Source organism: Streptomyces albireticuli, from assembly GCF_002192455.1.
GTDB classification, from domain to species: domain Bacteria; phylum Actinomycetota; class Actinomycetes; order Streptomycetales; family Streptomycetaceae; genus Streptomyces; species Streptomyces albireticuli_B.
Window position 1 is genome coordinate 7,281,199 of record NZ_CP021744.1, and the last position, 13,531, is coordinate 7,294,729.

Sequence of the window (13,531 nt, forward strand, 5' to 3'; positions counted from 1 at the left end):
GCCGTGACCCGTGCCCGGTGGGGGCGGTGCCCCCGGTCGGCGGTTCGTACGGTTCGGACCGTGCCGTGCCGGCTAGCAGTGACAGATGACCGTCGGGCAGCCGGACGAGTTGCAGCACGCGTAGCAGGGCGCGTTGTAGCCGCACTTGCCGGCGCACTGCCAGCAGGCCCCGTAGTTGCGGCAGGCCAGGATCTCCGCCGCGGCCGCGTCGATCTCGGGGACGAACCTACCGAGAAGACGACTGCCTAGTGCCGTGAGCCTTCCGTACATTGACACACACCTCACTTGATCGGGCTGGCGTCCCGTGCTTACGACGCTTGAGTTTCACGAGGTTGCGGCGGGGCGGGAAGTGCCGTTTCCAGCCGTGCGCGCGGAGCCCGCGGGCCGGTCCGGCCGGCGGGCGGGCAACCGGAAACGGCCCTTGCCGGGCACCCGCGGCGGTGGTGACGGGCCCGGCCCCGGCGGCGGTTCCGGGCGGGCCGGGTGGGTCCGGCAGCCCCCGGACCGGCACATTCCCCTCCCGAAGGTGAACCATCGCCTCCGTGCGGAGGGTGGAGGCGAAGCCATGGCCAGAGCCCTCCGTGCCCACGGTTCTCCGCCACGCCGCCCGGCGGCCGCGCCGCACCGTGGCGGTGCTTTCCGGCCGGGGCGCCAGGGGCGCGCCGCGCCCACTCGGGGACTGTTCCCTCCACCGGAAGCCGCCGGACGCCAGGGCTGGTTCAGGACATCGCCGCGCCGCCGCGGGGCGCCGTGGACACGGGCCCGGCGGGCCTCACGAGGGCGGGAACAGCGGGACGGCCGCCGTTCCCGGGCGCCGCGTAGACGCACGGGCCGTCACGCCGGCTCCGGGTTTCGAACAATCGGTCCACGGAGGGCTCGCGTCCGCGTCGCTCGCCGCCGGCCGCCGGACGGGGCCCCGGGCGCGGTACGGGCGTCAGGGCGGCGGTGACGTGGGATTCGGCCGCAGGGGCGACGTCTCCGGCGGACGGCCTCGCTCCGGCCGCCGGAGGCCGGTTCTGGACGGTCCCGGCCGCCCGGGAGGCCGGGGGCGGGCGGCGCGCCCTCGGTCACAGCTCCAGCAGCGCCTGCACGGGCAGGTGGTCACTGGGGAAACGGCCGTGCTCGGAGAAGGTGTTGATGTCCGCTCGGGACACCCGCACCGAAGGCGAGGCGAGGATCCAGTCGATGCGGTCGCCGTCCGGGACCAGCGGGCGGTAGCCGTGGAACGTGGCGTATTGCGGGCCGCGTTCGGCCGCGGTGTCCCAGGTGTCGGCCAGCGCACCGCGGTCGAGCATGGCGTCGTACACGGGGTTGCGGTGGGCGGGCACGTTGAAGTCGCCCGTCACGATGCGCGGCAGGGCCGGGTCCAGGCCGCGCAGCCGCTCGGTGAGCAGGGCCGCGGAGCGCTCCCGCGCGTACTGATGGGCGTGGTCGAGATGGGTGTTGAGGGCGTAGAGCCCGGCCCCCGTGCGCCGGTCGGTGAAGCGGACCCACGTCGCCATGCGCACCACCGTGTTGCCCCAGGTGGCCGAGCCGATCAGGGACGGCGTGGCGGAGAGCCAGAAGTGGTCGTACTCCTCGGGGACGAGCCGCTCGGTGTCGTAGAGGACGGCCACGAACTCGTCGTGGCTGCCGCCCGATCGGCCCAGCCCGACGCTTCCGTAGCGGGGGCCGAGGTCCTCGGCGAGGTCGCGCAGCTGGCCGTGGAGGCCCTCCTGGGTGCCCAGCAGGTGCGGGCGTTCGCGGCGCAGCAGGCGGCGCATGACCGGGCGGCGCTCCGACCAGGGGTGCGGGCCGGTCTCGGAGGCGTAGCGGAGGTTGAACGTCATCACGCGGAGGCCGCGTGGAGCGCCGGTGGCCGGTCCGCTGCCCACCGTGGCCGTCTCCGTGGCGGGAGCGGAGGTGGAGACGGCCCCGGCGGGGGCGGCGTGCGTGCCGGCGGCCGTGGCGCCGGTGACGGTCGCCGCCGTCACGCGCAGCGCGGTACGCCGGGTCAGCGGAGCCCCCAGCGGAAGACGTGACGTGCGCGGCGGTACGGATGCGGACACGGAACCTCCTGGGACTCGCGGGACTCCTGGTCGGAAACGGCCGCCGCTCTCAGCCCTGCTGTTCCCGCCGCTCGCTCCCCGTCTCGCGCGGCGTGAGGTCCTGGCTGCCCGTACGGGCCTCCGTGCGGTGACCGCGGGCGATGTAGTCGCGCACGACCGCCTCGACGGCGTCCTGGGGCGAGCTCACCCCCGCCAGGACCATGACCTCCACCACGAGTTCGGCGTCGAGGCTGACAGTGACCTTGGCCTTCGCCATCGGCGGGGCCCCCTTCCCGGGACGGCTGCGTCGGAGCCGGACTCTAGCAAGGGTACGGACGCCCGGCACCCGTCCCGATCCGCTCCCGCGCGCATGCCCGGACGGCGCCCCTGGCGGAGCCCGGCCGCCGGACGTCGAATAGGGTTCGGAGGGCGCGCTGTTACTCCGTACCAATGCGCGGCGCGGTGCCGGGCGGAGGAATGGGTGGGGGCCCGTCTTCCTTGTCCTGCACGGGAAATGATGTGGAACCAGGTATTTCGGATGGCCAGTTCCGTTTCGAGTTGATGCTCAGTAGGGTATGGCCTGCCGCCGTGGTGCTGGGGAGGGAATCCGGCTCAATTCGACATGGGCGGGGCAGAGTCGTCGGCAGGATCGGCAGGAGAACATGACCGCTGACTTATTCGAGGGGCAGTACGTGTGGCATCCGGCGGCCGACGACCGCCGGCTGGCGCGGGCGTGCGTCGACGTCCGGGCGGGACGCTACCTGAGCGCGCACGACGCCCTGGAGGAGACGCGGGGCGATTTCGGGCTGCGCGCCCACCGGTCGTCCGTCCTCGCGTCCGAGGCGGCCGACTCCGACCTGGCCGAGCGCTGGCTCGCCGAGGAGCCGGGCGCCGGGTCAGCCCTGCTCTGGGCCCGGGTCGCGGTGCTGCGCGCCGTCCGCGCGGCCGACACCGAGGACTCGCGCGCCCTGCCGCTGGGCCGCATCGCCGTCGCCGCCTGCGACCGGGCCGCCGAGCTGGCGCCCGAGGACCCCACCCCGTGGGTGGCGAAGCTGACCCTCGCCCGCATCCACCGGCCGCGCGACCCCGCCCCGCGCGGGCTGCTCACCGCGCCGCCCGGCCCCTGGTCGCTGTTCGCGCACATCCTCCGGCTCGACCCCTGGCACCGCGAGGCCCACCACCGCTTCCTGTCCTTCTTCTTCGCCCGCCACGGCGGTTCGGCGAACGCGGCGTGGGACGTCGCCGCCTTTCTCGGCCAGCGGGCGCCCTCCTCCTCGCCCCTGCGGCTGCTGCCGCTGGTCACCCTGGTCGAGGACTACAACCCGGCCTCACCCCTGGTGAACCACACCTGGGAACAGCCGCCCTGGCGGGCGACGGCCCTGGGCGTCTACCGGGACTGGCTGCCCCACGTGTCCGCATACCGCTTCACCCCCGTGCTGGACCTCGCCTATCTCGCGCACGCGCTGTTCATGGCGCAGTGCGAATTCGAGGCGCGGGCCGTCCTCACGGCCATGGGCCCGTACGCCTCCAGAATGCCCTGGAGCATGTTCGGCGACCCGGAGGAGCAGCTGACCAAGGTCCGGCGCATGTGCGGACTTCCGGTGCCGGGGGCCGCCTGACGGACGTCGCCCGCGCGGGTACGGTCCGCCCACTCCTGCTTTTGTCCCCTTTTCTTGTTTCTTAACTCTCTTGCCCTGTCCCCGCCTTCTGTCCCCGCCTTCTGTCCCCGCCTTCTGTCCACTCCTCAGGAAAGGTCGCGGTTGTGTCCGGTCCCGGATTTCTCGCCCGCACGAGAGCCCGTCACTCGCCCGCGGTCCCCGTCGTCCTCGACGACGACGCCACACTTCACGCCATGGGTTACCCGCGAAAACTGACCCGCCGCTTCCGGGCCTTCGACAATTTCGCGATTTCCTTCACCATCATCAACATCATCTCCGGCATCTTCTCCTCGTTCGGCTTCGGAATGGGCGCCGGCGGCCCGCGCGTCCTCGTCTTCGGCTGGATCGGCGTCTCGGTGATGGTGCTCTTCGTCGGCGCCGCGATGGCCGAGATCGCCTCCGCCTACCCGACCAGCGGCGCCCTCTACTTCTCCGCCGGCAAGCTCGCCAAGCGGCACCGCGGCGCCTGGTCCTGGTACACGGGCTGGCTGAACTTCGTCGGCCAGGTCGGCGGCACGGCCGCGACCAACTACGCCGCCGCCACCTTCATCCAGGCCTTCATCGCCATGCAGTGGCCCTCCTACCACCCGGACCCGCGGCACGCCGTCGGCATCACCGCCGTGATCCTCGTCCTCCAGGCGCTGGCCAACACCTATACGGTGCAGCTGGTCGCCATAGTGAACCGGATATCCGTGTGGTGGCTGCTGATCGGCATGGTGGTGATCGTCGCCGCCCTGACCGTGATTCCCGACCAGCACCAGTCGGCGTCCTTCGTCACCCATTTCGTCAACAACACCGGCTTCACCAACGGCATCTACGGCGGAATGCTGGGCCTGCTCGTCACCAGCTGGACCTTCACCGGGTTCGACGGCAGCTTCCACATGTCCGAGGAGACCGTGAAGGCGACCGTCAACGCCCCCCGGGGCATCATGCGGGCCATCGCCTGCTCCGCGCTCGCCGGCCTCATCCTCATGCTCGCCCTCGTCTACGCGATCCGCGACTACGCCCAGGAGGCGGCCGCCTCGGCGCCGCCGGTGCAGATCCTCGTCGACGCGCTCGGCGCCGGCACCGCCAAGCTGCTCCTGCTGATCGTGATCGGCGCCATGCTGTTCTGCGGCCTGGCCAACATGACCAGCAACACCCGGCAGATCTTCGCCTTCTCCCGGGACGGCGCCATGCCCGGCTCCCGCTGGTGGCACTCGGTCTCCCCGCGCACCCGCACCCCCGTCAAGGCCGTGTGGCTCGCCGCCGCCTGCCCCCTGGTGCTGGTCCTGCCCGGCTGGTGGTCCCACACCGCCTTCACCGCCGTCGTCAGCGTCAACGTCGTCGGGCTCTTCCTCGCCTACGGCGTGCCCATCTTCCTGCGCCTGCGGCTGGACGACTTCCAGCCCGGCCCCTGGAACCTCGGCCGCTACGGCAAGCTCGTCGCGGGCATCGCCGTGACCTGGATCGTCATCAGCAACGTGCTGTTCATGCTGCCCCAGGCCTCCCCGATCACCGCCACCTCCTTCAACTACGCGCCGATCGCCCTGGGCGTCGTCCTGTTCATCGCCACGGTGTGGTGGTTCGCCAGCGCCCGGCACCGCTTCCAGGGGCCCGTCAGCTACGGCCGCCCCGACGAGGTGGCCGCCATGGACCTCATCTGAGCCCCGGCGGAAGCCCGACCGACCCGGTCGCCGCGCACGGCCCAGGCCGTGCGCGGCGGACCGCACCGCACCCGAAACCTGTGTGAAGGGACGAACGGAACACTATGAACCCCCTCGACGCGCTCACCGTCACCCGCGCCTCGCTGGACGACTGGCACCACGTGGCGGAGTGGGCCGCAGAAGAGGGGTGGAACCCCGGCTCCGGCGACACCGCCTGCTTCCACCCCACCGACCCCGCCGGGTTCTTCCTCGGCCGCATCGACGACAAGCCGGTCTCGGCGCTCTCGATCGTCACCTACTCGCCGCGGTACGCGTTTCTCGGCTACTACCTCGTCCACCCCGGACACCGGCGCAAGGGGCTGGGCCTGGCCACCTGGCGCGCGGCCTTCCCGCACGCCGGGGACCGCACGGTCGGCCTGGACGCCGTGCCCGCGCAGCAGGCGACGTACCGGCGCTCCGGCTTCGTCACCGCCCACGACACGATCCGCTACTCCGGCCGCCCCGAGCGGACCGGCGCCCCGACGGCGCCCGGCGTCGTGCCCGTCACCCCCGCCCACCTCGACGCGATCGCCGCCTACGACCAGGAGTGCTTCCCCGCCGACCGGCGCGCCTTCCTCACCCGCTGGCTCAGCGCGCCCGGCCACACGGCCTACGCCTACCTGCGCGACGGTGAGATCGCCGGATACGGCGTGATCCGCCCCGCGCGCAGCGGGCACCGCGTCGGGCCGCTGTTCGCCGACACGGCGGAGGGGGCGGAGGCGCTGTTCGACGCGCTCGTGGGGGCGGTGGGGGCGGACGAGGAGGTGTGCGTGGACGTGCCGGAGCCGCATGGGGCGGGGCATGCGCTGGTTCTGGGGCGGGGGTTGAAGGCGAGTTCGCACACGGTGCGGATGTATACGGGGGCGGTGCGGGAGGTTCGGGCGGAGCGGGGGTTCGGGGTGACGAGTCTGGAGCTGGGGTAGGGGGCGGGGCAGCGGGGGACGGGTGCCGCTGCGCGGGGCTTTTCCCCAGCCCCGCCCCTTCCCGAACCGGGGCTCCGCCCCGGACCCCGGTCCTCAAGCTCCCCCAGCTACCGCTGGGAGGTGCCCCCAGACGGGCTGAAAATCAGCCCGTCCGGCGCTTGAGGACACCGCGCGTCAGCGCGGAACCGGGGGCCCGGGGGCGAAGCCCCCGGTTACGGGAAGGGGCGGGGTGGGGAACAAGCCCGCCGCAGGCGCCCCGCCCTCAGGACGTCGTCGGCAGCCCGTCACGGACCTGCCGCGCCGCCGCCACCAGGTTCTCCAAGGACTCCCGCACCTCCGGCCACCCCCGCGTCTTCAGGCCGCAGTCCGGGTTCACCCACAGCCGCTCCGCCGGGATGGCCTCCAGGCCCTTGCGCAGCAGGGCCGCCGCCTCCGCCGTGCCGGGGACGCGGGGCGAGTGGATGTCGTAGACGCCCGGGCCGACCTCGCGCGGGTAGCCGGCCGTGGCGAGTTCGCCGGCGACCTGCATGTGGGAGCGGGCGGCCTCCAGGCTGATGACGTCGGCGTCGAGGTCGTCGATGGCCTGGAGGATGTCGCCGAACTCCGCGTAGCACATGTGGGTGTGGATCTGGACGTCCGGGCCGACGCCGGACGTGCTCAGGCGGAAGGCCTCCGTGGCCCAGGCCAGGTACGCGGCGTGGTCCGCCGAGCGCAGCGGCAGCGTCTCGCGCAGCGCCGGCTCGTCGACCTGGATCACCGGGCTGCCCGCGGCCGCGAGGTCGCCGACCTCGTCCCGCAGGGCGAGCGCGACCTGGCGGGCGGTCTCGCCGAGCGGCTGGTCGTCGCGGACGAAGGACCAGGCGAGCATGGTGACGGGCCCGGTGAGCATGCCCTTCACGGGGCGGTCGGTCAGCGACTGGGCGAAGGACGTCCAGCGCACGGTCATCGGCTCCGGGCGGGAGATGTCCCCGGCGAGGATCGGCGGCCGGACGTAGCGGGTGCCGTACGACTGGACCCAGCCGTGCTGGGTGGCGAGGTAGCCGGTGAGCCGCTCGGCGAAGTACTGCACCATGTCGTTGCGCTCGGGCTCGCCGTGCACCAGGACGTCGATGCCGGTCTTCTCCTGGAAGGAGACGACCTCACGGATCTCGTCCTCGATCCGGCGCTCGTACGCGGCAGTGTCGATCCGGCCGGCCCGCAGACCGGCGCGGGCGGCGCGCAGCTCGCCCGTCTGCGGGAAGGAGCCGATCGTGGTCGTGGGCAGCAGCGGCAGGCCGAGACGGGCGCGCTGGGCGGCGGCCCGCTCGGCGTACGGCAGGGAGCGCCGGGCGTCGGCGTCGGTCACCGCGGCGGTGCGGGCCCGCACCGCCGGGTCGTGGGTGAGCGCGGAACCGGCCCGGGAGGCCAGGTCGGCGCGGTTGGCGGCGAGTTCCGCCGCGATGGCGCCGGTGCCCTTGGCGAGGCCCCGGGCCAGGGTGACGATCTCCGCGGTCTTCTGCCGGGCGAAGGCCAGCCAGCGGGCGATCTGGGGGTCGACGTCGCGCTCGGCGGCGGCGTCCAGGGGGACGTGCAGCAGCGAGCAGGAGGCCGCGACGTCCACCCGGCCGGCGAGGCCGAGGAGCGTGGCGAGGGTGGCGAGGGACGCCGTGAGGTCGTTGATCCAGACGTTGCGGCCGTCGACGACGCCCGCGACGAGCCGCTTGCCGGGCAGACCGCCGGCCGCCGCGAGGTCGTCGAGGTTGGCGGCGGCGGGGCCGGTCAGGTCGAGGGCGAGCCCCTCGACCGGCGCCTTGGCCAGCACCGGCAGGGCCGCGCCGAGCCGGTCGAAGTAGGAGGCGACCAGGAGCTTCGGCCGGTCGGTGAGCCCGCCCAGGTCCCGGTAGGCGCGCGCGGTGGCGTTGAGCTCGGCCGGGGTGCGGTCCTGGACGAGCGCCGGCTCGTCCAGCTGGACCCACTCCGCGCCGGCGGCCCGCAGGTCGGCGAGCACCTCGGCGTAGACGGGCAGCAGCCGGTCCAGGAGCGTCAGCGGGTCGAAGCCGGCCGCGACGCCCGGCGCGGGCTTGGCCAGCAGGAGGTAGGTGACCGGACCGACGAGGACGGGGCGCGCGGTCAGGCCCAGGGCGGCGGCCTCCGCGAACTCGGCGACCTGCCGGGTGGAGTCGGCCGTGAAGACGGTGTCCGGGCCCAGTTCGGGGACGAGGTAGTGGTAGTTGGTGTCGAACCACTTGGTCATCTCCAGCGGCGCCACGTCCTGGGTGCCGCGGGCCATCGCGAAGTAGCCGTCCAGGGCGTCCGCCTCGACGGCGGCGCGGTGCCGGGCGGGGATCGCGCCCACCATGACGCTGGTGTCCAGGACGTGGTCGTAGTACGAGAAGTCGCCGGTCGGCACCTCGTCGACGCCGGCCTCGGCGAGCCGGCGCCAGGCCGTGGCGCGCAACCCGGCTGCCGTACGGCGCAGTTCGGCGGCGTCGACACGGCCTTTCCAATAACCTTCGACGGCCTTCTTCAGTTCCCGGTTCTGGCCCTGGCGGGGGTAGCCGTACACGGTGGCCCGTGCTGCCGCGGCTGCGGACTTGCTGGTCACGGAACTCTCCTTCGCGAGCTTCTTCCGATACGACCCCGGGGACGGGGTGAGGGCGCGAAGGGACGGCGAACCGGGCGGGACCACGACGACGGAGGGAAACCGCCGTGTGCGACCGCCTGATATGTGCGCCGACCCGCCCTCGAGGTCACCGGGATCTCCGCGCGCGTCCGTGCGCGCGGGCAGTGGCAGGTCTTCGGACTCGCGGGCACGTCTCGTGGGACACGAGGCTCCTACTGGCCGTCGCTTCCCGGCCCTCGTCGGGCCAGTGCTGATGACGGCGGTCGTTCCCGCTCACCGCTGCGGGGCAGTCCCGGATTCCCACCGGGTTCCCTCTTGCGACGCGCCTGCCTGGCGGGCAGGGCGAACCAGCTGCACCGTCAGCCTAGGCGCTGGGCCCGGCCCCTGACAGCCCCGTCCACCCACCGGATGGTGATCTGGGACACGTGGCGGGCCGCCGGCGCGGGCCGGAAGGCGGCGGCGGCCGCCGACCCGGCGCCGCCGCCCCCCGGCGGTGACCCGGGCCCCTCAGCCCGGGTCAGTCTCTGTCGTACCGGTGGAACCCCCGGCCCGACTTCCGTCCGAGCAGCCCGGCCTCGACCATCCGCCGGAGCAGCGGCGGCGGGGCGTACAGGGGCTCCTTGAACTCGTCGTAGAGGGACTGGGCGATGGCGGCGACCGTGTCGAGGCCGATGAGATCGGCCAGTCTGAGCGGCCCCATCGGGTGCGCACAGCCCAGCTCCATGCCCTCGTCGACGTCCGTGGCGGACGCGAAGCCGGACTCCGCCATCCGCACGGCCGCCAGGAGGTAGGGGATGAGCAGCGCGTTGACGACGAACCCGGCCCGGTCCTGGGACCGGATCGCCGTCTTGCCCAGGGTCGCGGTCGCGAACTCCTCGGCCAGGGCGGCCGCCTCGGCGCTCGTGTGCAGCGAGGTGACGATCTCCACCAGCGGCATCACGGGCACCGGGTTGAAGAAGTGCAGGCCCAGCACCCGGTCGGCGCGCCGGGTCGCCGTGCCGAGCCGCATCACGGGGATCGAGGAGGTGTTGGAGGCGAGCACCGCCGCCGGATCCTCGACGATCTTGTCGAGGGCGCCGAAGACGCGGGTCTTGGTCTCCGCGTCCTCGACGACGGCCTCGATGACGAGCTGACGGTCGGCCAGGTCGTCGAGGTCCCCGGTGAAGACCATCCGGGCCAGCGCGTCCTCGGCGGCGGACCGGTCGGTCTTGCCGCGTTCGACGGCCCGCTCCAGGGACCGGGTGACCCGTTCGCGCGCCCGCCGGGCCGCGGGGCCGTCGGCCTCGCAGAGCACGGTGTCGAGGCCGGCCCGCGCGCACACCTCGGCGATCCCGGCGCCCATCTGGCCGCCGCCGACCACCCCGGCCCTGCCGAAGCGCGCGCTCATGAGCGCACCGCCGGGCGGCGCACCAGGTGCCGGGTGTAGGCGTCGGTGGTGAAGAAGCCGGGGAGTTCGCCGGAGAGGGCCGTACGGACGAAGACGTCGCGCGCCTGCCCGGCGAGGGCCCGTGGGTCGTCCGCCGCCAGCGCCGCCGTCTCCTCGTCGAGCACCGTGAGCACCTCCGCGCGGTCGATCACGCCGTGCCGCAGCCACTGCCAGATCCGGCAGCGGGCGATCTCCGCGGTGGCCGCGTCCTCCATCAGCCCGTACAGCGCGACCGCGCCGCTGCCGCGCAGCCAGGCGTCGAAGTAGCGCAGCGCCACGGCGATGTCGGCACGGACGCCGGACGGGGTGGGCGGGCCGCCGGTGCGGTGCACGGCGAGCAGGTCGGCCGCCGTCACCTCCACGTCGGCGCGGGTCCGCTCGATCTGGTGCGGCCGGCCGTCGAGCACGGAGTCGAAGACCTCGCGGCAGACGGGCACCAGCCCGGGGTGGGCGACCCAGGAGCCGTCGAAGCCGTCCTCCGCCTCGCGCTCCTTGTCGAGTCTGACGGTCGCCAGCGCGGCCTCGTCGGCGCGCGCGCCCCGGCCGGGGATCTGGGCGGCCATCCCGCCGATGGCGTGCGCGCCCCGCCGGTGGCAGGTGCGGACCAGCAGCTCGGTGTACGCCCGGAGGAAGGGCGCGGTCATGGTGACGCGCGTCCGGTCGGGGAGGACGAAGTCGGGGCGGTGCGCGAAGTTCTTGATGACGCTGAAGAGGTAGTCCCAGCGCCCGGCGTTGAGGCCCGCGCTGTGCTCGCGCAGCTCGTGGAGGATCTCCTCCATCTCGAACGCCGCCGTGACGGTCTCGATCAGGACCGTGGCCCGGACGGTGCCGCGCGGGATGCCGAGGAGCCCCTGGGCGAGCAGGAAGACGTCGTTCCAGAGGCGGGCCTCCAGGTGGTTCTCCAGCTTGGGGAGGTAGAAGTACGGCCCGGAGCCCGCGTCGATCCGCCGCTGCGCGCAGTGGAAGAAGTACAGGCCGAAGTCGACGAGGGAGGCGGCCACGGGGCGCCCGTCGATCAGTAGGTGCTTCTCGGTGAGGTGCCAGCCGCGGGGGCGTACGACGAGGGTGGCGAGGCGCTCGCCGAGCCGGTACTCCTTGCCGCCGGGCGTGGTGAAGTCGATCCGCCGCCGGACGGCGTCCAGCAGGTTGAGCTGGCCGCCGATGATGTTCTCCCAGGTGGGGGAGGTGGCGTCCTCGAAGTCCGCCATCCATACCCGTGCGCCGGAGTTGAGGGCGTTGACGGTCATCCGCCGCTCGGGCGGGCCGGTGATCTCCACCCGGCGGTCGGTGAGCCCCGGCGCCGGCGGGGCCACACGCCAGTGGGGGTCGTCCCGGATGCCGGCGGTGGCCGGGACGAAGTCGAGCGTGTCGCCCATGGCGAGCAGCGCGGCCCGGTGCCGGCGCTCGGCGAGCAGTTCGGCGCGGCGGCCGGCGAAGGCGGCGTCGAGGGCGGCGAGGAAGTCGAGGGCGGCGGGGGTGAGGATCTCCTCGAAGCGGGGATCGGGGGCGGCCAGCACCTGGACGCGGTGGGTGGCTGTGGTCATGGTGTCTCCTGGGGAGCGGTGCGGGCCACCGGTGGGGGTGCCGCCCCGGCGCCGGGGTCCTCGCGCGTCCCCGGACGGGCCGGAAGCGGTCGCCCGGGCCTTCCGGCCTTGCGGCGGAGGGCCGGTCCGGCCGGATTCCGGCCCGTCCGGGGAAGGTGTGCGAGGGCGGCGCGCGGTGGCGCGGCGAGGTGCCCGGGGCGAAGTCCCCCGCCACGTGGCGGAGCCGCACCTCGATGCAGGGGGAGCAGGGGGAACAGAGGGGGGAGGGGCGGAGAACCGCCCGCCGTGACCGGGGCCTAGTGGAACTGCTCCTCCTCCGTGGAGCCGCGCAGCGCGACCGTCTCGGCCGCCGGGTTCAGCGCCGTCGACACCAGGTCGAAGTAGCCCGTGCCCACCTCGCGCTGGTGCTTGACGGCGGTGAAGCCGTGCTTCTGCGCCGCGAACTCCCGCTCCTGGAGGTCGACGTACGCGGTCATGCCGTGCTCGGCGTAGCCGCGGGCGAGGTCGAACATCGCGTGGTTGAGGGAGTGGAAGCCGGCCAGGGTGATGAACTGGAAGCGATAGCCCATCGCGCCCAGTTCGCGCTGGAACTTGGCGATTTGGTCGTCGTCGAGCGCGGCGCGCCAGTTGAAGGACGGCGAGCAGTTGTAGGCCAGCATCTTGCCGGGGTGCTCGGCGTGGATCGCCTCGGCGAACTCGCGGGCCTGGGCGAGGTCCGGGGTGCCGGTCTCCACCCAGATGAGGTCGGCGTACCGGGCGTAGGCCAGGCCGCGGGCGATGACCGGGGCCATGCCGTTCTCGACCCGGTAGAAGCCCTCGGCGGTGCGCTCGCCGGTGCAGAAGCGGGCGTCGCGCTCGTCGACGTCGCTGGTGAGGAGGTTGGCCGCGAGCGCGTCGGTGCGGGCCACGACGACGGTGGGCACGTCGGCGATGTCGGCGGCGAGGCGGGCGGCGTTGAGGGTGCGGATGTGCTGGGAGGTGGGGACGAGGACCTTGCCGCCGAGGTGGCCGCACTTCTTCTCGGAGGCGAGCTGGTCCTCGTAGTGGATGCCGGCCGCACCGGCGGCGATCATGGCCTTGGTGAGCTCGAAGACGTTGAGCGGGCCGCCGAAGCCGGCCTCGGCGTCGGCGACGATCGGCGCGAGCCAGTCGACGGCGTCGCCGGTGCCCTCGGCGGTGGCTATCTGGTCGGCGCGCAGCAGGGCGTTGTTGATCCGGCGGACCACGGTGGGCACCGAGTTGACCGGATAGAGGCTCTGGTCGGGGTAGGTGTGCCCGGCCTGGTTGGCGTCGGCGGCGACCTGCCAGCCGGACAGGTAGATTGCCTGGAGCCCGGCCTTGACCTGCTGGACGGCCTGGCCGCCGGTGAGCGCGCCCAGGGCGTGGACGTAGTCGCGCTCGTGCAGCTGCCGCCACAGCCGCTCGGCGCCGCGCCGGGCGAGGGTGTGCTCCTCGCGCACGCTGCCGGACAGCCGGACGACGTCCTCGGCGCCGTACGTCCGCTCGACGCCCGCCCAGCGGGGGTCCGTCGCCCACCGTCCTGCGAGTTCCTCGGCCGTCGTCTTCCCTGACTGCGTCATGACGTCTCCCGGTTCCGCGTGTGAGAACTCTGCTCGGCGCCGACACTGCGGGCCGCACAACGACTCTGACAGCGGCACTGAGTGCC

Annotated in this window: 9 protein-coding genes and 1 riboswitch; of the genes, 3 read left to right on the forward strand and 6 right to left on the reverse strand. The window is 73.5% G+C overall.

Features of this window, described 5'->3' with window-relative positions; all coding sequences use genetic code 11:
• Positions 1 to 1,067: 1,067 nt before the first annotated feature.
• Both SMD11_RS31300 and SMD11_RS31305 read right to left on the reverse strand, forming a co-directional pair.
• On the reverse strand, positions 1,068 to 2,048 hold the full coding sequence (locus SMD11_RS31300) for an endonuclease/exonuclease/phosphatase family protein (protein ID WP_234366249.1): 981 nt from the start codon (positions 2,046 to 2,048) through the stop codon (positions 1,068 to 1,070).
• A gap of 49 nt (positions 2,049 to 2,097) precedes the next feature.
• Complete coding sequence (locus SMD11_RS31305) at positions 2,098 to 2,304, reverse strand: type II toxin-antitoxin system VapB family antitoxin (protein ID WP_087929649.1); 207 nt, start codon at positions 2,302 to 2,304, stop codon at positions 2,098 to 2,100.
• A gap of 385 nt (positions 2,305 to 2,689) precedes the next feature.
• On the opposite strand from SMD11_RS31305, the gene SMD11_RS31310 reads away from it, so the two are divergent.
• The 3 genes from SMD11_RS31310 (at position 2,690) to SMD11_RS31320 (ending at position 6,293) form a co-directional block, all read left to right on the forward strand.
• The gene (locus SMD11_RS31310) at positions 2,690 to 3,646 is read left to right on the forward strand and encodes a hypothetical protein (protein WP_199843995.1); all 957 of its coding nucleotides are present in this window, start codon (positions 2,690 to 2,692) and stop codon (positions 3,644 to 3,646) included.
• Between the two features lie 233 nt (positions 3,647 to 3,879).
• Positions 3,880 to 5,331 carry an amino acid permease gene (locus SMD11_RS31315; protein WP_087930841.1) on the forward strand — a complete coding sequence of 484 codons (1,452 nt, stop codon included), beginning with the start codon at positions 3,880 to 3,882 and terminating at the stop codon, positions 5,329 to 5,331.
• Positions 5,332 to 5,435: 104 nt separating this feature from the next.
• A complete protein-coding gene (locus tag SMD11_RS31320) occupies positions 5,436 to 6,293 on the forward strand; it encodes a GNAT family N-acetyltransferase (protein ID WP_087929651.1) in 858 nt (285 codons plus the stop codon).
• A 262-nt stretch (positions 6,294 to 6,555) separates the two neighbouring features.
• Here the strand turns inward: SMD11_RS31320 and metE are convergent, their stop codons facing one another.
• The 4 genes from metE to aceA form a co-directional block, all read right to left on the reverse strand.
• Positions 6,556 to 8,877: a 5-methyltetrahydropteroyltriglutamate--homocysteine S-methyltransferase gene (gene metE, locus SMD11_RS31325; RefSeq protein ID WP_087929652.1), complete on the reverse strand. Its 2,322-nt coding sequence runs from the start codon at positions 8,875 to 8,877 to the stop codon at positions 6,556 to 6,558.
• Between the two features lie 183 nt (positions 8,878 to 9,060).
• A riboswitch (cobalamin riboswitch) is annotated at positions 9,061 to 9,245 on the reverse strand.
• 167 nt (positions 9,246 to 9,412) lie between these two features.
• On the reverse strand, positions 9,413 to 10,282 hold the full coding sequence (locus SMD11_RS31330; RefSeq protein WP_087929653.1) for a 3-hydroxybutyryl-CoA dehydrogenase: 870 nt from the start codon (positions 10,280 to 10,282) through the stop codon (positions 9,413 to 9,415).
• Positions 10,279 to 11,865 carry a malate synthase A gene (aceB, locus tag SMD11_RS31335; protein ID WP_087929654.1) on the reverse strand — a complete coding sequence of 529 codons (1,587 nt, stop codon included), beginning with the start codon at positions 11,863 to 11,865 and terminating at the stop codon, positions 10,279 to 10,281. The genes SMD11_RS31330 and aceB overlap by 4 nt, the downstream gene beginning before the upstream one ends.
• Positions 11,866 to 12,161: 296 nt before the next feature.
• Positions 12,162 to 13,445: an isocitrate lyase gene (gene aceA, locus SMD11_RS31340; protein WP_087929655.1), complete on the reverse strand. Its 1,284-nt coding sequence runs from the start codon at positions 13,443 to 13,445 to the stop codon at positions 12,162 to 12,164.
• Positions 13,446 to 13,531: the final 86 nt, after the last annotated feature.